Consider the following 23,177-nt stretch of genomic DNA (forward strand, 5'->3'; position numbering starts at 1 on the left):
TTCACGACCTGGCTACCCAAGGAATGATATCTGGTAAATCAGATCTGCCCTCGAGATGCCGCCCCTTGAAATCTTACTGAAAACGATTGTGCCGTCGCGACATCTATGACATGGCGCGTGTGACGATAGTGGCAATCGCACGGAGAACCGGATGAACTTTCTGGGAAAAGACAGTTTTGCGGGTGCGCGTCAGCAGGCTGCGTCAGCCGACAACAGGTCATCCTCCGAATATTGGTGGGTGTCTGGAAGCCTAGCCATATATTTCATCGTGCAGGCGGCCATCCGCATCGCGATCTCCAGCTCACTACGCATCGATGAAGCGCAGCAGTTCCTCGTAGGACAATGGCTTGCCTGGGGATATGACGCCCAACCGCCGCTCTACAACTGGATTCAGTACGGCGTCTTCGAAGTTTTCGGCACGAGTGTCGCATCGCTCGTCATAGTGAAGAATCTTCTGCTTTTCCTCGTCTACCTCGCCTATTACAAGCTTTTGAGGCTGCTCGTGGCCGATAAAAGGCTGGCGGCGGTCGGAACGCTATCGCTCTTGACGATGCCGCAGATGTTCTGGCAGGCGCAGAGAGACCTGACGCATACGGTCGGCACTCTGCTTGCGGTGCTGATGCTGATCTACTTCGTCGTTGCCACCATTCGCCGTCCGACGCTCATCTCCTATGCGCTGATCGGCCTCTGGGCCGGGCTTGGAATGCTCACCAAGTACAACTTCGCTCTGGTGATCATCAGTGTGCTCATCGCGACCTTCTTTCATCCCGAAGGACGAAAAAGGCTCCTGGACTGGCGCCTTCTACTGACGCTCGCAATCGCCGGTCTCGTGTTCCTGCCGCATGCCGTATGGATGGTGTCCAACATGGACCGCGTCCTGACAACGACGGTCAATACCATGTCGGAGCAAGGCGCCGGCGGGAAGCTTTCCGACATCGGTTTCGGACTTCTGGAACTGGTCAAAACGAGCGTCGCAATCGTCGCTCCCACAAGCGTGATCTTTCTGCTGTTCTTCCGTCAGTCATTCCTGCGTTCGCTGCGTGCAAGAAGCGAGTGGAGCGATTTCGTCGGAAGAATACTTTCGAGCACCGTCGGGATCTTGCTGGTGTTGATACTGGTGATAACGCTCACGGAGTTTCGCGATCGCTGGCTGCTCCCCTTCCTGTTTCTGCTGCCGGCCTACTTCTGTCTGAAACTCGATGCCGCGGGCGAACAGCTTGGGGCCGACATAAAGAAGTTCCTCTATGTACCCATCGTCATGATGGTGGCGCTGCCGTTGATACTGGCGGGAGGCATTCTTTTCGCTCGGTTTTTCCATTCTTACGAGCATCTGAACACGCCCTATGCGACCTTCGTGGAAAAAATCGTTGCCGCAGAGGGAAAGCAGCCCTCGGCAGTCGTGACGACGACCTGGCACAAGGCGGGCAATCTCCGTGTGAACATGCCACACACAGCCGTGATATCGACGGAATATCCTGCATCGGACCTTAGTCGGCAGACCATAGGAGCTGGGCCGGTCCTGCTGGTCTGGAACGAACGAGACGGGCATCAGTCAAGCATGCCGAATGCCTTGAAGCTATGGTTTACGTCGAAATTCGGAGCGGCGGAACAATTGCCATCGCAGCAGGATATTGCCCTTCCCTATTATTACGGCAAGGACCCGGATCGCTATCATTTTGGCTATGCGTGGTATTATCCGAAGCCGAACTGACCTCGACACTACAGCCGTGCGGCCTCACCGATGAAGAGACGATTGAGGACAGGCAAGTTTCCACTGCGCGTTCATCCCGGCAGCCTCAATCCTGAATAGCTTCGCCCGGGGGCATCACCCGCCGATGAAACGCAGTGCATATCTCGAATATCCGCTTTGCAAACGAACCGCTGACGAACTGCCGATTACCGCTCCAGCGCACCCTTTCCGGCGAGAATATGATTGCGGAATTTCGCAATCCGCGCGCTTCGCGTTTCGGACTTCTTCACCGAATTCAGATTGATCACATAGCTCTTCTTTCGCCCTGGCGTCAGGTCATGGAAGGCTTCCGCCAGCTCCGGATCGGAATCCAGCGCCTCGATCAACTCGTCTGGCAATTCGACTTCGCTTTGCTCTTTCGGCGGCTTGATGCCGGCCTCAGCATATCCCATTGCCTCCTTCAGGTAGGATCGGATTATCGGCTCCATCCTTGCGACGGCATCATTGCTCACGAAGCGGATCATATCGGGATGCTGGGTATTCTGCCCTTGCTTTTCGAGCACACCCTCAGGGTCCTTCATCAGCGCCGCGTTGAAGAAGCTGGCGCGAAAATCACCGCGAAAGGCACCGATGACGACGATGTTACGCCCCGCATGCATGTAGCATGGATGCGCCCACTTCACCGTCTCGACGAGACCTGCTCCCAGACAGATCCGGCGAAGCTCGTTCAAACCGTCAATCCACAGCCTCGTCGAACAGTCCGGCGTCGCAAAGCGTTCGCAGCGTCCGCATCCTTTGGTAAAGAAGTCCTCGATATCGGTGATCATGTCCGCATCCACTTCATAATTCTGCCGGTTGACTTGCCCGCACGGAGACAAAAGCCCGATGCAAGCAAGCGGCCGGAATATGCTCCCACAATTGCATCGGGGAATTTACCGGCGATGGGTCCCACTCACTCCCGCAGAACCTCGTCAAGTCTTTCAAGGAACTGCCGCCATCCGGCTTTGGCACCTCCATAGGCCTGCTTCTGGCCCGGTCGGAAGCCGACCTGCTCCATGCGCAGATGTGTCCCCTTATCCGTCTGTATAAGCGTGAATGTCACGACGCTCTTCAGATCGAAAGACGGATCATCGTGCGCAAAATTCCATCGGTAAGACAGCCTGCTGTTCGGCTCGACGACGAGCACTTCGCAATCCAGGATACCGCCCCAGTCGCTGCGAAAGGTAAAGCGGTGGCCAAGGGCGGGAACGAAGTCGTTCTTCATCAGCCATTCGGCGATCAGATGCGGCTGGGTCAGCGCACGCCAGACCTTTTCCGGCGGATGCGCAATTTCACGCTCGACGACGACAGCGCGCACTTCGCCCGATACCGCCTTCATTGGTCCATCCGATCGAGCAAGTCTTCCAGATCGTCGAACTTACCCTCCCAGAAGCCGGCCATTTCGCTCGTCCAGTCAAGCAATGGGGCAAGGGCGTTGCGTTGCGCGCTATAATGCGTCTGGCGCCCTTCGTGCCGGTCACACACCAGCCCCGCCTGCTTCAGAACGGCGAGATGCTTCGAAACGCCCGGCTGGGACACCCCGGCATAGGCCGTGAGTGCCGCGACGGTCTGATCGCCGGCGCGGCACAATCGCTCGAAGATCGCCCGCCGCGTCGGATCGGCGAGCGCTCGGAAAATAGGATCATGGGCATTGGTCATGACAATTCATAACTCTTTGGCTATTGATGAAATCAATAGCTGGTGAGCTATGAATAAGTCAAGCGTCGACCACCGGCCGATATTTTCAGGCGCTTGCGCCCAGCATCCGCAGGAAATCCACATCGTCGCCGATAAGGGCGTCGACCAGCCGGTCCCGGACGCAGCTTCGGATCATAGGAAGCGGGTCGCGGCCGCCCTGCCAGAGCATGGCAAGCTTTTCCGGCAACGGCAGGCTCAGGCGCACGGCAATGCCGGCCTCCTGCAGTGCCTCGGCATCAGCCCGGTGAAAGCGGTTCAGCTCCAGCGAGACGCCATCGATGCCGCCGGCACGCATCGAGGCGACAATGTCCACGGGACGATGGTGAAGGATCGCTTCCGTCTGCAGGCGCGGCTCGCGCTCCTTCACGCGCAGCAGGTCGATATGGTCGAAGGAGGATATGGCAACATGGTCGAAAGCGTCGAGCTCCCGCAGCGTGCCGATCATGATATCGATAAGCCGATCGGCGCGTTCGGGCTCCTTCATCTCGATTGCCAGGCGCGTATCCGTCTGTTTGGCCCATAGCAAAGTATCGGCAAGCGTCGGCACACGGGTTCCGGTAAAGCGCGGGTCGAATTTCGCGCCGGCATCGAGCGAAAGAATGTGTTCGAGATCGTGATCGGCCACGAAGCCGAAGCCGTTTGTCGTCCGATTGAGCGTTCTGTCGTGGATCACCGCAATCTTGCCGTCACGCGTCAGCATGAGGTCGATTTCGCACTCGTTGGCGCCTGCGTTCACACCCTCCTGGAAGGCGAGAATGGTGTTTTCCGGGAAGCGCCGGCTGAAGCCGCGATGGGCGGCAATGCGGAGCGAACCATGACGAGCAGCGTGAAGGGGCAAAGGCAATGCAAGTCTCCTTGGAAGTCGGTTCTTTACAGGGCAACCTAATGAAGTGTCGGATCGAGAACGTCGCGCAGATAGTCGCCGATCAGGCTGATCGACAGCGACAGGATGAAGATTACGATGCCCGGCAAGATGGCGATCCACCACTCCGTCATCACATAGTCACGGCCCGCACCCACCATGCTGCCGAGGCTCACGAGCGGCGGCTGAATGCCGAGCCCGAGAAAGCTCAGCGCCGATTCCTGCAGCAGGATTTCCGGCAGGACGATCGTCAGGTTGACGAGGACGACGGAGAGGATGTTGGGCAGCACATGCAGGAAGGCGATACGCCCCGTTCCCGCACCATTGCGCTTCAAGGCAGCGACATAGCCCCGCTCGAGTTCCAGCCCGGCCATTGTGCGCACCAGCCGCGCGTAACGCTCCCAGCCGTAGAGGCCGAGCAACGCCATGAAAAGCCAAAGATTGTCGCCGAAGAAGGCGAGGACGGCGAGCGCGATGATGAGGAACGGCATCGATGCCTGAAAATCGACCGCGACGCGGATGAGCATATCGGCAAATCCGCGACCAAACGCGGCAAGAAGCCCGAGTACCGTGCCGAGCGCCAGGCTGATTGCCGATGCGCCGAGCGCGATCAGCAGGCTGGTGCGCAGGCCATAGAAGATACGGCTCAGAATATCGCGGCCGAGCTCGTCCGTGCCGAGAATGTGCTTGAACGAACCGCCGAACAGGATTGGCGGCGCCTTGCGGGCGTGAAGATCGATCTGTGCAAAACCATGGGGCGCAAGCACATTGGCAAAGATCGCGACCATGATGAAGGTCACGAGGATGATGGCACAAATGACCGTCATGAGATCGAACCGGAGGTTGGGCCGGAAGATTTTCTCTGATCTGGTCTTTTGAGAAACGTCGGCGCCGGTCGCTGCATTCGCCATGGCTGTTACCTTTCGAGGCGGCCGATCAGGCCGATGCCCGATGCCGCAAGCGCGGATCGGCGAGAATGTAGAGGCAATCGATCATGAGATTGGCCGTCACCATCGTCGCCGTGATGAGAAGCACGATGGTCTGCACGATGTTCAGATCGCGCTGCGCCACCGAGGAGACGAGAAAGCGGCCGACGCCGGGCCAGGCGTAGACGCTCTCGACGACCGCCGCCCCGCCGATCATGCCGCCGACGAGGAAACCGAGCATGGTCAGAAGCGGCAGGGCCGCATTCGGCATGATGTGCCGCCAGAGAAGCGCGCTCTCGCCGATGCGCTTGGCGCGCGCTGCCAATATGAAGCGCTGGCCCAGCACCTCCAGCACGCTCGAGCGGACGAAACGGGCGATGATGCCGGCGTTGTAGAGACCGATGACCAGAACGGGCATGACGAGATGCGCCATCGTCGATCCCCCGCCGCTTGGCAATATCCGCAGCGAGACGGCAAAAAGCTGGATGAGCAGGATGGCGATCAGGAAATTCGGCAGCGAATGCATCAGCACCGCAAGCGCCATCACGAAGCGATCGATCAGGCCGCCGCGATTGCGCGCCGCCAGAATGCCGAAAGGCACGCCGGCGCCGAACGCCAGTATCAGGGCGGCGCCCATCAATTCCAGCGTCGCGGGGACTTTCGAAAGAACCAGTGTCAGCGCGTCTTGTCCATTCAATAGGGACGTGCCGAAATCGCCGCGCAAAAGGTGGCCGAGATAGGCGAAATACTGGATATAGAGCGGCTGGTCGAGACCCCATTGCTGCCGCATCAGCGCCACCACTTCCGGCGGCGTCTCGATGGGCAACAGAGAATGCAGCGGGTCACCGCTGACGCGCAGGATGACGAAGGTGAAGGTCATCGCCAGGAACAGCGTCACGAGTGCTCTTAGAAACGCCCGCAGGATGGATTGAAGCATTGCTGTTCCTTCAGAGCGTTTCGAGCATGGCCGCTGCCCGCCGCACCCTGCTGCGCCGCCCGCGAGGAACGGCAGACAGAAGCTTGGCGGTATAGGGATGGGCCGGATTTGCGAAGACATCATCCGTCGGGCCGGTCTCGACGATGCGGCCCGCTTCCATGATCGCGACGCGATGCGAGACATGCCGAACCACCCGCACGTCATGGCTGATAAAAAGCAGCGACAGGCCGCGTGCGCGCTGCAGCTCGAGCAGGAGATTGAGCACCTGCGCCTGCACCGAGACGTCGAGCGCCGAGACCGGCTCATCGCACAGCAGAATTTGCGGCTCGACGACGAGGGCACGAGCGATTGCGACGCGCTGGCGCTGCCCGCCGGAGAGCTGATGCGGAAATTTCTGCAAGGCGGAAACCGGCAGGCTGACGGCCTTGAACGTCTCCGCGGCGCGATCAAGCCTGCTTGCCGGATAGCCTATGCCATGAATTGCCAGCGTCTCCACCATCTGATGACCGACGCTTCGGCGCGGATCGAGCGCACCCATCGTATCCTGCGAAACGACCTGTAGATGTTTTGCCAGACCACGCCGGTTCGGCTTCATCAGGCTCTGAAAGGGCTGATCGAACAGCGTGATTTCGCCAGATGTCGGCATACGATCGCCGCAGAGCAGTGAGGCAAGCGTGGACTTGCCGCAACCGGACTCACCGACAAGGCCGAGGGTCTCGCCGGGTTTCAGTTCAAGGCTCACATCCTTGATCGCGTGAAATCCCCTCGCCCGGCCCGGCCAAAGGGAAAAGCCGGGCGCATAGGAAAATTGCAGATCGCGAGCGGCAAGTGCGAGCGTACCCTCCTGCGCATCGAAGGGGGTTTGCTTCTCAGGCATCATGGGAACTCCATGGATTGAAGCAGGCAAGGGCTGCCGCGCCAGCGATCAACGGCGGAACCATCGTCGCGCAACCCGGCTCGGCGCGTGGGCAGCGGGGCGCGAAGGCACAGGCCTGCGGCAGGTCATCATGCAGTTTCAGCTCGCCGGGGATGTCCGCGAGCCTTTCCAGCGGCCTACCCCGTCCGGGCATCGCCTCCAGCAACAGCCGCGTATAGGGATGGCGCGGATTGTCGTAGAGATCGTCGGTGCGATTGATCTCGACCAGCGACCCCGCATACATCACCGCAATACGGTCGCAGACCTCGGAGACGAGGTCGAGATCGTGGCTGATGAAAATCATGGGAATGCCGCGCTCGCGCACCGCCTTGACCAGGAGAGCAATGACCTGCGCCTGTACCGTCACGTCAAGCGCCGTCGTGGGTTCGTCGGCGATGATCAATCGCGGCTGCATGGCAAGCGCCGTCGCGATCATCACGCGCTGGCACATGCCGCCGGAAAATTGCGCGGGATAGGCATTGTAGCGCGCCTCGGGTTGCGGGATCGCGACCTCCGCCAGGAGCCGGAGTGCTTCAGCTCTGGCCTCCTTTGCGGACATGCCGGCGCTGACGGCCGCCTCGGCAATCTGGGAACCGATGGTGCGCACCGGATCGAGACAGGAAACCGGCTCCTGAAAGATCAGCCCGATCGGCGGCAGCTTTACCCGCGACCGCGGACCGAGCTCGGCCGCGTCATACATGGCGTCCTGGAAGGAAATATAGCCCGTCGCGCTGGCGGTCGACCCCAGAAGACCCGCAAGCGCAAGGCAGGTGAGGCTCTTTCCCGATCCGCTCTCTCCGACGATGCCGAGGATTTCACCCTCGGCAAGGTCGAAGGAGACATTGTTGACCGGATGAAACCGCCCGGCGCCCGTTCTGAACGAGACACTCAGATTGTCGACGGAAAGAACGGGAACGCCCATCGCGAAGCAGCTCAGCTTTTCTGCTCTTCGAAGGCAAGGCTGCCGGCGCCGAGATCCATCTGGAAAGCCGGCAGAGGCTGCCACTTGATGCCCTTGCGGACGCCGAAGAAGACGGCATTCTGATGCAGGACGGTGACGCCCGGATCTTCCCATTCGATCAGGTGCAGCATGTCGCGGAAGATCTTGGCGCGGTCGGCAGGATCAACCGCCGTTTCCATTTTCGCGCCGAGCGCATCGAAGTCGGCATTCTGCCAGATCTTGAACGAGGTGAGCGAGCCGGCGGCGCTGAATTGCGTGAAGAAGGAAATATAGGGATCGGGGATCTGCCCGGTGCTCGACCAGTTGCCGGTCGCGCGGGTCGGCGAGTTGTCGAACAGCTTGCCGGATTCCACGAACTTCATCTTGGCGTTGACGCCGACGGCCTGCCACATGGCGACAACGGCCTGCGTGACCGGATTTTCCGCCGTGTAATAATTGTTCTGCGAGCGGACTTCGATCTCTTCGCCGTTGTAGCCGGCATCCTTCAGAAGCTGCATCGCCTGATCCGGATCATATTTGTAGGCCGGATAATCCTTGAGATAGATGGGGCCGTAAAGTTCGAACTGCAGGCCGTTCGGCACCTTGGTGCGACCATTCCAGATCGTGTCGACGATCGCCTGGCGGTCGATGGAAAGGATAAGGGCCTGGCGAACGCGAGGGTCCTTCAATGCGGGATTGTTCTTGTCAAAGAACAGAATGCGGTTGTTCGGAACCGGGCCGCCGACGATCTCGTGGCCGGTGCTGGCGGTGACGACCGAAAGCTGGTCGGGCGGCAGGTCCGTGGCGATATCGTAATCACCTGCGAGCAAGCCCGCGATGCGCGAGGACACTTCCGGCACGATGCGCAGGGTTACCCGCTTGGCGGCCGGCTTGCCGCGATAGGCCTGGTCGTGCGCGGCGAGAACGACGCTCTCATTGGCCGTATAGCTTTCGACCTTGTAGGGGCCGGCGCCGACCGGCTTCTGCCGCCAGGTCGTCCAGTTGCCGCCGTTCTTCTGCCAGGCATCCTTGCTGATGACGACAGCCGCATAGGATGCGAGGCGCTGCAAGAAGATCGGGTCCTGGAACTTGGTCACGAAACGGACCGTCAGCGGATCGACCACTTCGACGTGGTCGAGGCTGGTGAAATTGGTGCGATAGGTCGGATAGCCGGGCGCATCCTTGTTCAGGAGCCGCTCAGGCCCGAAGGAGAAGGCGACATCCTCGGCGGTCATCTCGCGGCCGTCATGGAAGATCACGCCCGGGCGTAGCTTCATTTCGAGCACGGTCGGCGAAATCCAGGTCCAGGACGTGGCGAGGTTCGGCTTGACCGAGAAGTCGCCGCGCATGTCGAGCGCAAGCACGGTCTCGTGGATGGAATAGTTGTTGCGGAAGGCAACATTGCTGGCGGCATCTACAGGTTCCTGAGACACCGGATTCATCTGAACGGCGATGCGCAGTTCCGGCCTCTTGTCGGCGTTGTCATCAGCTGAGGCAGACAGCGCCGGGACGAAAGCGGAAAGGCCGGCAGCGGCTCCCATCAGAAGGGTCGTGCGGCGGGTAACCGGGCTGTTGAAGCCGGTGAGCAAGAATTCGGACATCGGCACACTCTCCTGTTAAAGCTTTGCACAAACGTTTGCGCAAATGAAATACGACCACTTGCGCTCAAAACTGTCGTTTTTACGCAAGGGAGAATGGCCGCAAGCTAGGCGAGCTCGATGACGCACGTATGACAAGTTCGGGCGGCACGAAACGTATCGGACGCATTGCAACGCGCGCGTCCATCGGGAGGTTCGAAAGTTCAATCAGGAGGTCAAGCGAGGCCTCGCAGAGCGCATCCGTCGGCTGGGCAACGGTCGTCAACGGTGGTGCCCAGTAGGCAGTGTCGGGCACGTTGTCATAGCCGACAACGGAAATATCGGTGGGGATTTGCAGGCCGAGATCGCGCAAGAACGCAACGACCTCGATCGCAAGCCCATCGCTGCCGCAGATGAGTGCCGTCGGGCGCTCGGGCGAGGCCAGAAGATCTGCAAAGAGCTTGCGGTCGCGCTCGTCCTTCTCGAAGGAGATGACGCCGCCGGCCATGGAGCCGGCGCTATTTCCAACCACCTCTTCAAACATCGACAAGCGATCACGAAGCGCGCTGCGGCTGATGCGGTAAACGAAGGAGATACGGCGATGCCCGAGCCCCTTCAGGTGGTCAAAGAGAAGATCCATGCCATGGCGATCATCCGTCAGCACCGCCGGGAGCGGCCCCATCAACCCGGCACCGAGCGTCACATGCGCCTTGCCCATGCGGTCAAGATGATCGCAAAGCGCCTGCTGACCGGGAAGATCGCTGACCATAATCACACCATCGAAGAAATCCTGCTGGAACAACTGCAATTGCCCTGCGATTTCGCCGGCCTCGGCCTTGGCCTGCGCCACCAGCAGCTCGACGCCCCGGCGTTGCGCTGCCGCCTGGAGGCGGCTTGTCAAATGCGGTTGATAGTGACCCGACAGGCTATTGACGATCGCGCCGAAGACGCCGGTCCTGTGGGTTCTGAGCGATGTTGCCAGACGGTTGACGACATAGCCGACGCTGCTTGCCGTCGCTTTGACGCGCTCCTGCGTTTCCAGACTGATGCGGCTGTCGGCATGTCCATTCAGGACGCGGGAAACCGTGGTCGCAGACACGCCAGCCAGCCGGGCGACTTCCAGAATGCCGATTCTCTTTGGTGCTTTCATGCGGCCTGCCGAAACTCCTCCCTTCGCGCCGACCCGACGGCGAGGGTTTCGAACTCTTGCCTCACTTCATTCGAGACGCAAGCTTACATTCCGGCTTCAGGGAGATTTTCAGCGGCGACCGTGAACATCAAGCCGAAGCGGGACGAGAAGCACCTATCCGCGACTTGGCGAGCTGAGGCTGTCAAAAATGGACGCAGACAACGGGAGGCGAAATGCCGTAAGATCAACCAGCAATGGAAATCGCGACTCAGGCATTTGCCGAGCTTTCCCTTCGAGATTTAAGCCGCGATTCCATATGCGATGGCAATTTGTTTTGTTCATGCGCATAGCGAAGCCACGAAATTTGGCCTTCCCAAAATCGCAGCAACGATCGACAACGAAGCGTCCAGGCTTGTCAAAGCCCATTGAAATCCACGTATTTTGAGGACCCTACCTTGGCGCCACGCAAGATCATGATTATCCGCCACGCCGAACGTCCCATGGACGACGGCAAGGACCAGGGCGTCCGGCCTGACGGGACGCCGAACGAAAACTTTCTGACCGTGAGGGGATGGCAGCGGGCCGGCGCTTTGGTTCGCCTGTTCTGTCCGCTTGGCACGAGCGGCGCCCAAGGCACCATCGAACGGCCGACCTCACTTTATGCGGCGCATCCCGACGACAAGCATCGCAGCCACCGCACTCGGTCGACCCTTCAGCCGCTGGCTGACCTGACCGGGCTCACCGTCAATATCGATCACGCACGCGGCGAAGAGGCGGAACTTGCAAAAGCCATCCGGGATCAGGCGGGAGTGGTGCTCATTGCCTGGGAGCACAAGGCAATTCATGAGATCGTCACAGCGTTGACGCAAAGTGCGATAAACGCGCCCGTTTGGCCCGACGATCGGTTCGACATGATCTTCGTGCTGACGCCGGATCCGGCCTGGCGTCTCGTCCAAATGCCGCAACAGCTATTGGCAGGCGACCAGGCAAGCATCTTCTAGCCCCCAAATGAAGGTCCTTTCTCATGACACGTGAACGGCGGAAACCCAAAAATGCCAAGCGCACCTACGGAGTCCTCGTCGGCAAGGTTGCCGATGGCGCGATGAAGCCGTCGGGTTCCTCGCCGCATTATGAGATCTGGGTCAAAGCAGGCGATGAGGATTTCCGCATTGCCGTCAATGTCCAATCCGTTGATGGCAGCGAGGTGCTGGTTCATTACGACCCCGACTTCAAGGACAATAGCAGCCACGATATTGCCGGGCTTGCGCAAGGCCCGACAGGTTTCAAGGCCTTGCAGACCGGGCCGGATGGCGAGGGCCTGGACTATGTTCGCGACACGCTTTTCCCGCTCGATGACATGACCCCCATTCCGGCCGAGGGCGCGCAGCTTTCTCTGGCCAATATGCTCGACGGACAGATCGAGCGCGCAAAGGCCGACACAAGCGCCGTCATCGTCGCCTTCGGAGAGTATTTTCAGGACCAGGGAAGCGACGAGACCTTTCACTTCAGCCCGGAACGCGGCGTCCACGACATTCACTTCATGCAGGGCAACTCCGGCAGCTTCGCCGACGACAATCGCGTCCATGGCGATGGCGGGCTGTTCATTCGATTTACCGGCGGCGAGACCATGGCCCTGTTCGTGCGCTTCAGCGTTCAGGTGCTGAAAACCGACGACCAGACCGGAGCTCCGCTCGGCTGACGGGCTTTCGGTCAAGGCCTCGCGAGATCAGAACGCGAGCGCAAATCTCATACTCGACAGCAATTGCAAAAACCGAAGCAATCATCCAGGGAGAGGTACAATGAACATAAGTCTGATCGTGCATCCCGGTGTCGATAGTGCTCTTATTGCCTGGCGCAGCGATTTCATCGACCAGTGCCGTGGCTTCGCCTTGCGACGGAAGATCAAGCGGGCGGCCGGAAGCCCGCAAAGCCCGAATACGGTTTCCGATGTCGATGCCGATGGCTATCATGAGGAGATCGTTGCGAGCTGGGTCGGCTTTGCAGATGGGCCGGCCGTCGCGGAGGGTACACGCAAGCCGACGACCGAATGGCCGATCCAGAAGTATCTCTGGTCCGATTTCGCCGTCAATCCGGGCGATATCGTCGCCTACCGGGTCTCCGCCATGGTCGGGCCTGAGACGGCGCTGCAGGAATCGGCCGATCACGTATCGGACTGGAGCGATGCCATGCAGATCGGGGCCGAAACCAGTGGCCATGTCAGCTGCTATTTCAATCGGGGTATCGTCGCCAGCCAATGGCTTGCGCGAGCTTTGCCCGAGGAGGCTCCCACCACCAAACTCAAGAAGGCGATCGGCACTCCGGACGATCCGATCCGCCGCTTCCTTGCAGGTCCGATCCGCGACAAACTGGTATCGCTCCTGAACGATGCTAGATCAAATAGCGGCCATATCTATGCCGCCCTGTTCGAACTGGACGATCCAGAACTCGTTCCCCTGCTGCAGGGCTTCAAGAAACGTGCCCACATCGTGCTTGGCAATGGCAGCGTCAAGAAAAAGGGCGATGACGAAAACGAGGATGCCCGATCCGACCTATCCGTCTGCGATGTCAAGGATCGCATGAGCGCGCCGCGGGCGCTGGCGCACAATAAATTTCTGGTCATCTGCGATGCCGACAAGTCGCCCCAGGCGGTGTGGACCGGCAGCACGAACTGGACGATGACCGGCCTTTGCACCCAGGCCAACAATGCGCTTCTGATCGACAACCCGGCCGTGGCGGAATTCTATCTCGACCAGTGGAAAACGCTTGCCTCCGACGGCAACGATTCTCCGCCCGCGCTCTATCAAAGCAATGCCGAACCCAGAACAACGCCGAAAGCCAAGAATACGACGGTCTGGTTCACGCCGATGCGCGAAGGACTCGACCTCGAACAGGCGGGCGAGCTGATCCGCGGCGCCCAGGAGGGCATCCTGTTCGCCATGTTCAATCCCGGGCCTCGCGGTACGCTTCTCAACGACATCATCGAGCTTGCGTCTCCGTCGAGCCCTTCGTTCAAGCCCGATCTCTACATCCAGGGCGTCGTCAACCAGAATCCCGGCACGGCAAAGAACCCTGTCGTGCTCTTCAACAGAGGCGAACGGATCGACGCCAATGCCGACGTCGTCCTCCCCGCCGCAATCCCCGGCCGTTTTGCCTATTGGCAGAAGGAAGTTCTGAAGCTGCCGACGGCCCACGCCATGGTCCACAGCAAGGTGGTCATCGTCGATCCATATGGTCCCAATCCCGTCGTCATGACCGGTTCCCACAATATGGGTCCGAAGGCGAGCGGCGTGAACGACGAGAATCTCGTCATCATCACCGGCAACGGCGATCTCGCCAGCCAATATGCCGGCAAGATCATGGAGATCTATGCCCAGTATCGCTGGCGACAATCCGTTCAAAAACAGGGCGGCGCGCCCAAGTGGACCGGTCTTGCCAACGATGACAACTGGCAGATCAAATCGCCCGACCAACCCTATGACAAGCGCCGCATACGCGAGCTCGACTTCTGGTTTGGCAAGAATGACAACACCTGACGCCTGACGGGTGTCGGCCCTGGATCGCAGCAAATCCGCTGCGGTCCTCCCTGCGGGCATAGCTCGACTTGCTCGTGCGTTTGTAATGCCGAGGCAATCTTCGGCTTCTAGTGGCTTGGCAACAATCTGGATTATCCAATGTTGCTTCGCCGCTCTCTTTCCATGCTTCTCTTTATCGGCGCTTTGGCGCTTACGGGGTGGGCTTTCGTCATCGACAAGCCTTATGTGGGCCGGTCAGACAAGATAGCCGCGCAATATCACGGACCGCTCGCAGGCGTGCTTCACCTCGTACCCGAACGGCAAGGCACTGCAGGGCACGATATTGCCGGCAATGCCGTGCTGCCTGGCTCCGGTCGCGACCTCCACCAGGCCTCCTTGCATGACGGCGGCGGCTCAACCCCGACGCGTAGCTATTTCGAAAGGGCGAGGATGCTTCTATACCTTCTGCGGTCGCGCCATTGGCGTAAAGCGGCTCATGACGAAACTTCGCAAGCCGACCATGGAACATGAATAATCCCGCCGCTTTTGCCTAAAGCAGGCCGCGCAAAAGTGTGCAGCGGTTTTGCGACGACGACATGCGCAAGATCAAGGATCTAAAGCGTGAAAAGCGAATCTGAAAGATCACTTTTCACGCTTTAGATGACGCCAAGTAAGGAGCGCCGATTGCTCTTCGTGCGCACACGCTGCTGGATCTCCCCCACCGCCAGGATTTCCAGCCGTCCATTCGGGTAGGTTAAATAAACCTCTGGTAGATGCTATCAATTAAGCTACCGGCTTGGATGCCACCCCCGGGCCGGCCATTGCAGCGTCCGACGAGACTGCATGCCCTCGCAGTGTCGTCGGACACCCTTCCTGGAACGGCGTCTATTTCGACCAGCTCATGCTACCCGTCCTGCTTTGCGGCCAGAGAAAATGCACCCTCCCAGGAACGTGCCCTCCAGCGCATTGTAGCCGTGGTATCCGCCACCACCGAAGCCCGCCGCCTCGCCACAGGCATATAATCCCGGTATGAGTGCGCCGCTCCGCCCAAGCGCCTGGCTATTCAGATCGGTTTCGAGCCCACCCAGGGATTTGCGCGTGAGGATGTTGAGGCGAACGGCGATCAGAGGGCCGGCCTTTGCATCCAGTATGCGATGCGGTGGAGCAGTGCGCATGAATCGATCGCCGAGATAGCCACGCGCCTGTCTCAACGCGACGATCTGGGCATCCTTGGCGAAGGGATTGCCCAACTCGCGGTCGCGGGCTTCGATCTGGGAGCGCAGATGCGCAAGGTCGAGCGGGTGATCGCCGATGCGGTTCATACCGGCGACCAGCTCTTCCAGCGTTTCGGCGACGATGAAATCCTTACCCTTCGCCTTGAAGGCTTCCACCGGCGGGGGAGCCAACCGGCCAAGGCGGCTGCGCAGGAGCAATCCTATGTCTCGTCCCGTAAGATCCGGATTCTGCTCGGAACCCGAAAGAGCGAACTCCTTCTTGACGATCTTCTGCGTGGTCACGAACCAGCTGTAACTATGGCCGAGCTTGCAGATATGCCGCAGCGTCGCAAGGCTGTCGAAGCCCGGCAGGCAGGGTGCCGGCATGCGGTTGCCATTGGCATCGAACCAGAGCGAAGACGGGCCAGGCAGTATGCGAATACCGTGGTTCGGCCAGATCGGGTCCCAGTTGGTAATGCCTTCGGTATAGTGCCACATCCGGTCACCGTTGATCGGCCTTGCACCGGCAGCCTCGGCATGACCGATCATCAGGCCGTCCACGTGATGGGGCACACCGCTCAGCATCCGATCAGGCGGAGCGCCAAGACGTTCGACGGGCCAGGCACTACGAACCAGCTCCTGATTGCCGCCGATGCCGCCGCTTGCGATGATCACCGCACCCTCGATACGGAAGTCCCCCACGACGTCACGGTTCGACTGCTGACCCCGGGAGACACCATCCTCCGCCAGGATCTCACCTTCCACGCCGGTAATGCCATTGGCGTCTCCGATCAGCCGCGTCACCCGCCGACGGAACAACAGCTCGACCTTGCCTTCCCTCTCCGCCGCCAAAACCCGCCTTAGGAATGGATCGAGAACGCCAGGCCCCGTGCCCCAGGTGAGGTGGAAGCGCGGCACGGAATTACCGTGCCCGTCGGCAAGCCCCCCGCCACGTTCAGCCCAACCGACGACGGGAAACCAGCGCATGCCGAGCCCATGCAGCCAGCTGCGCATCTCGCCGGCGGCAAAATTGAGATAGGCGTCCGCCCAGGCACGCGGCCAGAAGTCCTCAGCCCGATCGAAGCCCGCCGCACCCAGCCAATCCTGACGGGCGAGATCGAGACTGTCGCGGATGCGCATCCGCCGCTGCTCCGGCGTATCGATCATGAACAGCCCGCCGAGCGACCAGAAGGCTTGACCTCCCAGGCTCGCGCGCGGCTCCTGATCGACGAGGATCACCCGTTTCCCGCGCTCTATCAGCTCGCAGGCGGCAACAAGGCCGGACAAGCCTGTTCCGACGATGACAACATCCGCACGACTGCTCATTCGTTCTCCCCCAGCGAATAGCGTACTCATCTGGAAGTCTAATGAAGCTTACGTAAAAGTAAAACAGATCTGATGAGGGTCAGGAATCCATCGTTGGGTGGCTTCATGCCTCCCATCAATACCGCTTTCGGTTGTGGCGCATCCGGACTGCGCACCGGACGCAACGGCGCTCGAACGCCGTTCCTACACGATCAGATAGCCGGCAGGGCAATGGATCGAATGGCGGCATCCACCAAGCCTGCATCCCATCTCCACGAAACCTGCACCATATTCATGTTGTCTTCCGATGCCGACAGGCGACCAATCGCCCCTTTTTCCGACGAGGCAGCCGCTGTCGCCACGAAAGGGCCTTCAGCAGGTATGGAGCGTCGAGCGTAGACGGGCATAGCGCCAAATGACACAGCCAGATCCCGCAGGGGAAGCATCATGTATAAACGCAAGACGCCCACGCTTGTCGATTGGCTTGCGCTGTTGGCGCGCCTGACGCCGATCATTACCGCTTATCTTTGGCCGATATTGCTTCGTTTCATTCTAGGCACCGTCTTTTTTGTCGCCCTCGCCGCACTCATGTATCATTTGCTTGAGGTGGAATTGAACTTTTCCGTGCATGGCTCCCCTCCGCAAATCGCTCCGCTCACTCTTGAGCGATAATTTTTGCCCCGGAACCGATAACCCTCCCCTCCCCGCTCCGCGCATCACGCCGTCTTCGAAGGAACAAAGCGCGGAGAGGCGATGCCCCCGCTATCGAGCCTGCGTGACATCCTTTCGGTGAACCGCGAAAACCCAGGCTCGCAATTGACTGGGAGCAGGAAATCACGACAGAGTGCGCCCTCCACCGCCTTCTCCATCGCATCGGCTTGCCTGACATCGGAAAAGGCGCCATTCGATTGCTTAACGAGAGAGGAGCATCAGCCATGGGCAAGCTTCCCGACATGACGAAACACCGCGGCTTTCCTTCGGGCATGCCGGGTACCGGCGTACAATTCACCATTCGCCGCGCAAATCCCAAGGGCGTGACGCCGATCAAGAAACTGCCGCGCCGCGCGCGGCCGGGAACGCAGGAACACCGGATCGACGCCGCATTCCTGCACGCGCTTTGGCACTATTTCGGAGCTGAACCCTTCGAGCGCGGCAATCTCGACGCCGCTCGGCTGAACCTCCTCTTTGGACGAGAAGTCCTGCCAGCCGACAAGGATTTCGACCCGGCCTCGTACGAAGCCATGTTTGTGATCAACGAAAAACTGGCGCGCGAAAGCTTTCCCGAAGCGTTTGAAGACGTGATGGAGGTCTGAGGCCGCCTAGAAGCGATGTCGCTTGAGGGCCGTCAACGCAAGGGCTGCGCGGTAGAACCGATGCCTTCGACAAGGATGCGGATTATGTGGCTGATCTCCTGCTCCTCGAACGATCCCTTTGACAGCGATGTCAGCATGGATTGTCCAAAAACGCCGAGCAGGACAAGGGTCATGAAACTGGGGTCTTCGTCCTTGCGAATGATCCCTTGCCGCTGGCCAAGAACCAGAATGTCCCTCACCAAGCCCTGAAACGAAGGCCGATCGGCGGGCGGTTCGAGCGACGGCCGTTCGGCGGGGCTGAGAGCAAGCCTTGCAAGCGAGGGATTGGCGAGGCACCAGCTTGCGCTGTCGACGAGCACCAGTTCGAGCAGGGACAAAACATTCTCGTTTGCCGCCATTCTCACGCGATAGCCGGCATCCTGTGCTTCGACGAGTCCGATCAGGCAGAGCGCGATCTCCTCCTTTGAGCGAAAAAGATTGTAGACTGTCTTGCGCGTCAAACCGGCGCGGCCCGCTATTTCCTCGATGGAGGTTGCAGCAAATCCAAGTTCCCTGAAAGCCACATCCGCAGCATCGAGGATGAGTTTTCGCGATCGTTCCGTGCGCTTCAAGATTGTCATTTTTATACAATAGTGTAATTTTACACATGTGTAAATGAAATCGGATGCTGCCATGTTGAAGGAATTCGGTCCCGATATCTGGATTGCCGATGGCCCGGTCGTGACGGCTGCGGCGGGATTTCACTATCCGACGCGCATGGCCGTCATCCGGCTGACCAATGGCGATCTGGTCCTATGGTCGCCCGTGGAACTCACAAGCGATCTGCGCTTTGAGATCGAAGCTTTAGGCACGGTGCGGCACCTCGTGCCGCCGAACGCACTGCATCACACATGGCTTGCCGAATGGCACGAAGCTTTTCCCGAGGCGAAAATCTACGCACCTCCCGGCCTGCGGGAAAAGCGCAGCGATATCGCTTTTGATGAGGACCTTCGCCGTGACACGCCGATTTCCGCCTGGACGGGAGAGATCGATGTCGTCATCGTCGAGGGAAACCGGATAACGACGGAATCCGTCCTCTTTCACCACCGCAGCGAGACGGCGATCTTTGCCGATCTCCTCCAACAATTTCCGCGGGATTGGTTCAAGGGATGGCGGGGCCTCGTCGCCCGGCTCGATCTCATGGTGGCGCCAGAACCCTCCGTGCCCCGCAAATTTCGTGTGGCTTTTACCGATCGTCAGGTCGCTCGCGCCGCGCTCGACCATATTCTGGCCTGGCCCGCGAAAAAGGTTCTGATGGCGCACGGGACCCCGATCACCGCGAATGGTCAGGTGTTTCTTCGGCGCGCATTTCGCTGGCTTGCCGGTGAATGACGGCCTCATTTGGCGAGAAAGAGCCGCCTGCGACCGTCTGCATAGTTGCCTCCGCAAGCGAACGCACTAACTTGCGGTAGTCGACACTCTTCATTCGAGGCTGACATGTCCGACGATGTCTTGCTGACATTCAACGCCGGCTCCTCGACCTTGAAAATCGGGGTCTTCGAACTGGCGACCGAGGGGCCAAGGAATGTCGGCCGCGGCAAGATCGATTTCGATCAGAGCCCATTGATGCTTCGCTATTCCATCGGCCCGGATAGATACGAGAAGGCGATCAGGGGCGATAACGGGGCGCAGTTCGTCTCCGTCATCTCCGCAACGCTGGATCATATGCTGGCTCACCTTCCCGGCAGGCTGCGCGCGGTCGCCCACCGCGTCGTCCATGGTGGCCTGACGTTTCAAGAGGCGACCCTGCTGGATGACGCTGCAATCGAGCGGATCGAGACGCTCGTGCCCCTTGCGCCGCTGCACCAGCCACAGGCCCTGCGTGCCATCCGCTCGGTGGAAACGTTGCGTCCCGAGGTCGCGCAAGTCGCCTCCTTCGACACGGCCTTCCATGCGCCGCAAGCCGACCTGGTGCGTCGGCTGGCGATCCCGCGCGCCATGCATGACGACGGCGTGCGCCGCTACGGCTTTCACGGCCTCTCCTACAAATATATCGCCTCGCAGCTTCGAAAGATCGATCCGGAAGCTGCAAGAGGCAAGGTCGTGGCCTGCCATCTCGGCAGCGGCGCCAGCCTCTGTGCGATGGAAAACGGCATCAGCCGCGATACCAGCATGGGATTTTCGGCGCTGGACGGCATCCCGATGGCGACCCGTCCCGGCTGGCTGGACCCGGGCGCATTGCTCTATCTCATGAGAACTGGAATGCCGCAGCCGGAAAAGATCGAGGACTTCCTCTACCATGAATGCGGCCTGCTCGGCGTTTCCGGCATCAGCGGCGACACGCGGGTTCTGCTCGATGACAAGAGCCCGGAAGCCGCCGAAGCCATAGATCTGTTCTGCCTGCGCATATCCGGCGAAGTCGGCCGATTATGCGCCACGATCGGCGGTCTCGATGCGATCGTCTTCACCGCCGGCATTGGTGAGAACCAGCCGCAGATCAGAACCCGCGTTGCACAAAGGTTGCAATGGTTGGGTATTGAGATCGATGAAGGTGCGAACATGCGCAACTCGATCGCAATCAACGCGGCATCGAGCCGCGTGAAGCTGTTCGTGATCCCGACCGACGAGGAACGGGTAATCGCCGACGAGGCCGTTGCCCTCATCGCTTGACGAAAACGAGGAGACGCAGATGAACGCCGTTACCACACCGCTTTCGCCCGAAGAGCTTTCCCTGATCGACCGCTACTGGAGGGCGGCCAATTATCTGTCTGTCGGCCAGATCTATCTGATGGATAATCCGCTGCTGCGCGAACCGCTGAAACCGGAGCATATCAAACCACGGCTGCTTGGCCACTGGGGCACGACACCAGGGCTGAACTTCATCTATGCGCATCTCAACCGCATCATCAGGGCGCGGGATCTCGACATCATCTACATGTGCGGCCCCGGCCATGGCGGTCCCGGCATGGTCGCCAATACCTATCTCGAGGGCACCTATAGCGAGATCTATCCGGATATCTCCGAAACGGCGGACGGGATGCAAAGGCTGTTCAAGCAGTTTTCCTTCCCCGGCGGCATTCCGAGCCATGCCGCGCCTGAGACGCCCGGCTCCATTCACGAGGGCGGCGAGCTCGGCTATGCGCTCGTGCATGCCTATGGCGCCGCCTTCGACAATCCCGATCTGATCGTTGCCTGCGTCATCGGCGATGGCGAGGCCGAAACCGGACCTCTGGCTGCAAGCTGGCATTCCAACAAATTCCTCAATCCGGCGCGTGATGGCGCCGTGCTGCCGATCCTCCACCTCAACGGCTACAAGATCGCCAATCCGACCATTCTCGGCCGGGAAAGCGATGACGATCTCGGCAAGCTGTTTTCGGGCTATGGCTACGAACCCTTCTTCGTCGAGGGACATGAACCATCCGTAATGCATCTGGCAATGGCCGTCACGTTTAACCGGGTTTTCGACCGAATCCGCGACATACAAAGAGACGCACGCGAAAGGACATCGTCCGAAGGCATGCCGCGCTGGCCGATGATCGTGCTGCGCAGTCCGAAGGGCTGGACCGGCCCCAGGCAAGTCGATGGCAAGAAGGTCGAAGGCTTCTGGCGGGCACATCAGGTGCCGGTCGCGAATTGCCGCGGCGACGAGGGTCATCGCAAGATCCTGGAAGATTGGATGCGCAGCTACGACCCGAGCGATCTTTTCGATGACGAAGGACGTTTGAAAGCCGAGCTGCAGGCGCTCGCACCGAAAGGCGAAAGGCGCATGGGCGCCAATCCCCATGCCAATGGCGGCCTGCTGCGCAAGGAGCTTCTGGTTCCCCCTATCGAGGATTACGCAATCGAGATCGGCGAGCGCGGCAGCAAGCAGGTGCAATCCACCGAAATCCTTGGCCACTATTTGCGTGACACGCTGAAACTCAATGATCCCGAGCAGAATTTCCGCATCTTCGGTCCCGACGAGACGGAATCGAACCGGCTCGGCAGCGTCTTCGAAGCCACCGATCGGGTCTGGATGGAGGCGATCGAGGATTATGACGTCCATCTGGCCCCGGATGGGCGGGTAATGGAAGTGCTCAGCGAGCATCTATGCCAGGGCTGGCTGGAAGGCTATCTGCTCACCGGCCGGCACGGGTTGTTCTCATGCTATGAGGCCTTCATCCACATCGTCGATTCCATGTTCAACCAGCATGCCAAATGGCTGAAGGTTTCGCGCGAATTGCCGTGGCGCAAGCCGATCTCATCGCTGAACTATCTTTTGACGTCGCATGTCTGGCGCCAGGATCATAACGGCTTTTCCCATCAGGACCCCGGCTTTGTCGATCTCGTTGCCAACAAGAAGGCCGACATTGTGCGCGTCTATCTGCCGCCGGATGCCAATACGCTGTTATGGGTCGGCGATCATTGCCTCAGGACCTATGACCGGATCAACGTCATCGTCGCCGGCAAGCAGCCGGAATCGCAATGGCTGAGCATCGACGAGGCGAGTGCCCATTGTAAGGCCGGCGTCGGCATCTGGGACTGGGCAAGCTACGAGGACAACACGATCGCCCCCGACGTGGTGATGGCCTGCGCCGGTGACGTCCCGACCATGGAGACGCTTGCCGCCGTCATGCTGCTGCACGAGGCGATCCCCGATCTCAAGATCCGCACGGTCAACGTCGTCGATCTCCTGGCTCTGCAGGACCCGAAGCAGCATCCGCATGGTCTCGATCATCAGGCCTTCGATCAGATCTTTACCACGGACAAGCCGGTGATCTTCGCCTATCACGGCTATCCCTATCTGATCCACCGGCTGACATACCGTCGGACCAATCACGACAACATCCATGTTCGCGGCTTTATCGAGGAGGGTACGACGACCACGCCATTCGATATGACCGTGCTGAACGAACTGGATCGCTATCATCTCGCGCTTGAAGCAATCGACCGGGTTCCGGGCCTGGCGGAAAAAGTGCCCGATGTCGTCAACGGCTTGAAAGCAAAGCTCATCAAACATCATGATTATGTCCAGCGGCACGGCGAAGACATGCCTGAAATCAGGGATTGGCGCTGGAAGCGATAAGCGCGGTCTCGTCAGCGCTTAGCCAATGCGGTTGGATGCAGGCTTGACGAAGGCCGGTCGTTGGCTGCCAGCCTA

Annotated in this window: 22 protein-coding genes; 10 read left to right on the forward strand and 12 right to left on the reverse strand. The window is 59.8% G+C overall.

The genetic code is table 11. From position 1 onward, the window contains the following. Nucleotides 1-151: 151 nt before the first annotated feature. Nucleotides 152-1,711, forward strand: a complete 1,560-nt coding sequence (locus AC13Q5_RS28565) for a glycosyltransferase family 39 protein (RefSeq protein ID WP_488503966.1) — start codon at nucleotides 152-154, stop codon at nucleotides 1,709-1,711. Nucleotides 1,712-1,896: 185 nt separating this feature from the next. Here the strand turns inward: AC13Q5_RS28565 and AC13Q5_RS28570 are convergent, their stop codons facing one another. The 10 genes from AC13Q5_RS28570 to AC13Q5_RS28615 form a co-directional block, all read right to left on the reverse strand. Further along, nucleotides 1,897-2,517 carry a YdeI/OmpD-associated family protein gene (locus AC13Q5_RS28570; RefSeq protein ID WP_488503967.1) on the reverse strand — a complete coding sequence of 207 codons (621 nt, stop codon included), beginning with the start codon at nucleotides 2,515-2,517 and terminating at the stop codon, nucleotides 1,897-1,899. Nucleotides 2,518-2,642: 125 nt separating this feature from the next. Then, the gene (locus AC13Q5_RS28575; protein WP_075854964.1) at nucleotides 2,643-3,068 is read right to left on the reverse strand and encodes an SRPBCC family protein; all 426 of its coding nucleotides are present in this window, start codon (nucleotides 3,066-3,068) and stop codon (nucleotides 2,643-2,645) included. Further along, nucleotides 3,065-3,388, reverse strand: coding sequence for an ArsR/SmtB family transcription factor (locus AC13Q5_RS28580; protein ID WP_488503968.1), 324 nt, complete (start codon nucleotides 3,386-3,388; stop codon nucleotides 3,065-3,067). The genes AC13Q5_RS28575 and AC13Q5_RS28580 overlap by 4 nt, the downstream gene beginning before the upstream one ends. Before the next feature lie 85 nt (nucleotides 3,389-3,473). Beyond that, the gene (locus AC13Q5_RS28585; protein WP_457877872.1) at nucleotides 3,474-4,271 is read right to left on the reverse strand and encodes a glycerophosphodiester phosphodiesterase; all 798 of its coding nucleotides are present in this window, start codon (nucleotides 4,269-4,271) and stop codon (nucleotides 3,474-3,476) included. A 38-nt stretch (nucleotides 4,272-4,309) separates the two neighbouring features. Further along, nucleotides 4,310-5,200, reverse strand: a complete 891-nt coding sequence (locus AC13Q5_RS28590) for an ABC transporter permease (RefSeq protein WP_488503969.1) — start codon at nucleotides 5,198-5,200, stop codon at nucleotides 4,310-4,312. A 25-nt stretch (nucleotides 5,201-5,225) separates the two neighbouring features. Continuing rightward, entirely contained in the window at nucleotides 5,226-6,152 is a 927-nt protein-coding gene (locus tag AC13Q5_RS28595) for an ABC transporter permease (protein ID WP_112411044.1), read from the reverse strand. 10 nt (nucleotides 6,153-6,162) lie between these two features. After that, nucleotides 6,163-7,029, reverse strand: coding sequence for an ABC transporter ATP-binding protein (locus AC13Q5_RS28600; protein WP_488503970.1), 867 nt, complete (start codon nucleotides 7,027-7,029; stop codon nucleotides 6,163-6,165). Further along, a complete protein-coding gene (locus AC13Q5_RS28605; RefSeq protein WP_457877869.1) occupies nucleotides 7,022-7,990 on the reverse strand; it encodes an ABC transporter ATP-binding protein in 969 nt (322 codons plus the stop codon). The genes AC13Q5_RS28600 and AC13Q5_RS28605 overlap by 8 nt, the downstream gene beginning before the upstream one ends. Nucleotides 7,991-8,001: 11 nt before the next feature. After that, a complete protein-coding gene (locus AC13Q5_RS28610; RefSeq protein ID WP_488503971.1) occupies nucleotides 8,002-9,609 on the reverse strand; it encodes an ABC transporter substrate-binding protein in 1,608 nt (535 codons plus the stop codon). 79 nt (nucleotides 9,610-9,688) lie between these two features. Continuing rightward, nucleotides 9,689-10,735 carry a LacI family DNA-binding transcriptional regulator gene (locus tag AC13Q5_RS28615; RefSeq protein WP_488503972.1) on the reverse strand — a complete coding sequence of 349 codons (1,047 nt, stop codon included), beginning with the start codon at nucleotides 10,733-10,735 and terminating at the stop codon, nucleotides 9,689-9,691. A 434-nt stretch (nucleotides 10,736-11,169) separates the two neighbouring features. Between AC13Q5_RS28615 and AC13Q5_RS28620 the strand changes: the two genes are divergently transcribed. The 4 genes from AC13Q5_RS28620 to AC13Q5_RS28635 all read left to right on the forward strand — a co-directional run bounded on the left by AC13Q5_RS28620 (nucleotide 11,170) and on the right by AC13Q5_RS28635 (nucleotide 14,757). After that, nucleotides 11,170-11,715 carry a hypothetical protein gene (locus AC13Q5_RS28620; RefSeq protein WP_083961423.1) on the forward strand — a complete coding sequence of 182 codons (546 nt, stop codon included), beginning with the start codon at nucleotides 11,170-11,172 and terminating at the stop codon, nucleotides 11,713-11,715. A gap of 23 nt (nucleotides 11,716-11,738) precedes the next feature. Beyond that, the gene (locus tag AC13Q5_RS28625) at nucleotides 11,739-12,413 is read left to right on the forward strand and encodes a DUF2278 family protein (protein ID WP_488503973.1); all 675 of its coding nucleotides are present in this window, start codon (nucleotides 11,739-11,741) and stop codon (nucleotides 12,411-12,413) included. A gap of 100 nt (nucleotides 12,414-12,513) precedes the next feature. After that, nucleotides 12,514-14,247, forward strand: coding sequence for a phospholipase D-like domain-containing protein (locus AC13Q5_RS28630; protein ID WP_488503974.1), 1,734 nt, complete (start codon nucleotides 12,514-12,516; stop codon nucleotides 14,245-14,247). Nucleotides 14,248-14,385: 138 nt separating this feature from the next. Further along, nucleotides 14,386-14,757, forward strand: a complete 372-nt coding sequence (locus AC13Q5_RS28635; RefSeq protein WP_488503975.1) for a hypothetical protein — start codon at nucleotides 14,386-14,388, stop codon at nucleotides 14,755-14,757. 368 nt (nucleotides 14,758-15,125) lie between these two features. Here AC13Q5_RS28635 and AC13Q5_RS28640 read toward each other — a convergent pair whose 3' ends face one another. Further along, nucleotides 15,126-16,766 carry an FAD-binding dehydrogenase gene (locus AC13Q5_RS28640; protein WP_488503976.1) on the reverse strand — a complete coding sequence of 547 codons (1,641 nt, stop codon included), beginning with the start codon at nucleotides 16,764-16,766 and terminating at the stop codon, nucleotides 15,126-15,128. A 426-nt stretch (nucleotides 16,767-17,192) separates the two neighbouring features. Between AC13Q5_RS28640 and AC13Q5_RS28645 the strand changes: the two genes are divergently transcribed. Together AC13Q5_RS28645 and AC13Q5_RS28650 are read left to right on the forward strand one after the other, a co-directional pair. Next, complete coding sequence (locus tag AC13Q5_RS28645; RefSeq protein WP_488503977.1) at nucleotides 17,193-17,417, forward strand: hypothetical protein; 225 nt, start codon at nucleotides 17,193-17,195, stop codon at nucleotides 17,415-17,417. A gap of 263 nt (nucleotides 17,418-17,680) precedes the next feature. Continuing rightward, nucleotides 17,681-18,058: a hypothetical protein gene (locus AC13Q5_RS28650; RefSeq protein ID WP_488503978.1), complete on the forward strand. Its 378-nt coding sequence runs from the start codon at nucleotides 17,681-17,683 to the stop codon at nucleotides 18,056-18,058. Between the two features lie 32 nt (nucleotides 18,059-18,090). On the opposite strand, the gene AC13Q5_RS28655 is transcribed toward AC13Q5_RS28650, so the two are convergent. Further along, a complete protein-coding gene (locus tag AC13Q5_RS28655) occupies nucleotides 18,091-18,678 on the reverse strand; it encodes a TetR/AcrR family transcriptional regulator (RefSeq protein ID WP_488503979.1) in 588 nt (195 codons plus the stop codon). Between the two features lie 52 nt (nucleotides 18,679-18,730). On the opposite strand from AC13Q5_RS28655, the gene AC13Q5_RS28660 reads away from it, so the two are divergent. From AC13Q5_RS28660 to AC13Q5_RS28670, 3 genes are all read left to right on the forward strand, one after another. Continuing rightward, a complete protein-coding gene (locus AC13Q5_RS28660) occupies nucleotides 18,731-19,429 on the forward strand; it encodes a DUF4336 domain-containing protein (RefSeq protein WP_488503980.1) in 699 nt (232 codons plus the stop codon). Nucleotides 19,430-19,534: 105 nt separating this feature from the next. Then, on the forward strand, nucleotides 19,535-20,707 hold the full coding sequence (locus AC13Q5_RS28665; protein ID WP_488503981.1) for an acetate/propionate family kinase: 1,173 nt from the start codon (nucleotides 19,535-19,537) through the stop codon (nucleotides 20,705-20,707). A 19-nt stretch (nucleotides 20,708-20,726) separates the two neighbouring features. Next, nucleotides 20,727-23,102 carry a phosphoketolase family protein gene (locus AC13Q5_RS28670; protein WP_488503982.1) on the forward strand — a complete coding sequence of 792 codons (2,376 nt, stop codon included), beginning with the start codon at nucleotides 20,727-20,729 and terminating at the stop codon, nucleotides 23,100-23,102. Nucleotides 23,103-23,177: the final 75 nt, after the last annotated feature.

The sequence above is a fragment of the Martinezella sp. CNPSo 3964 genome (genome assembly GCF_057784375.1).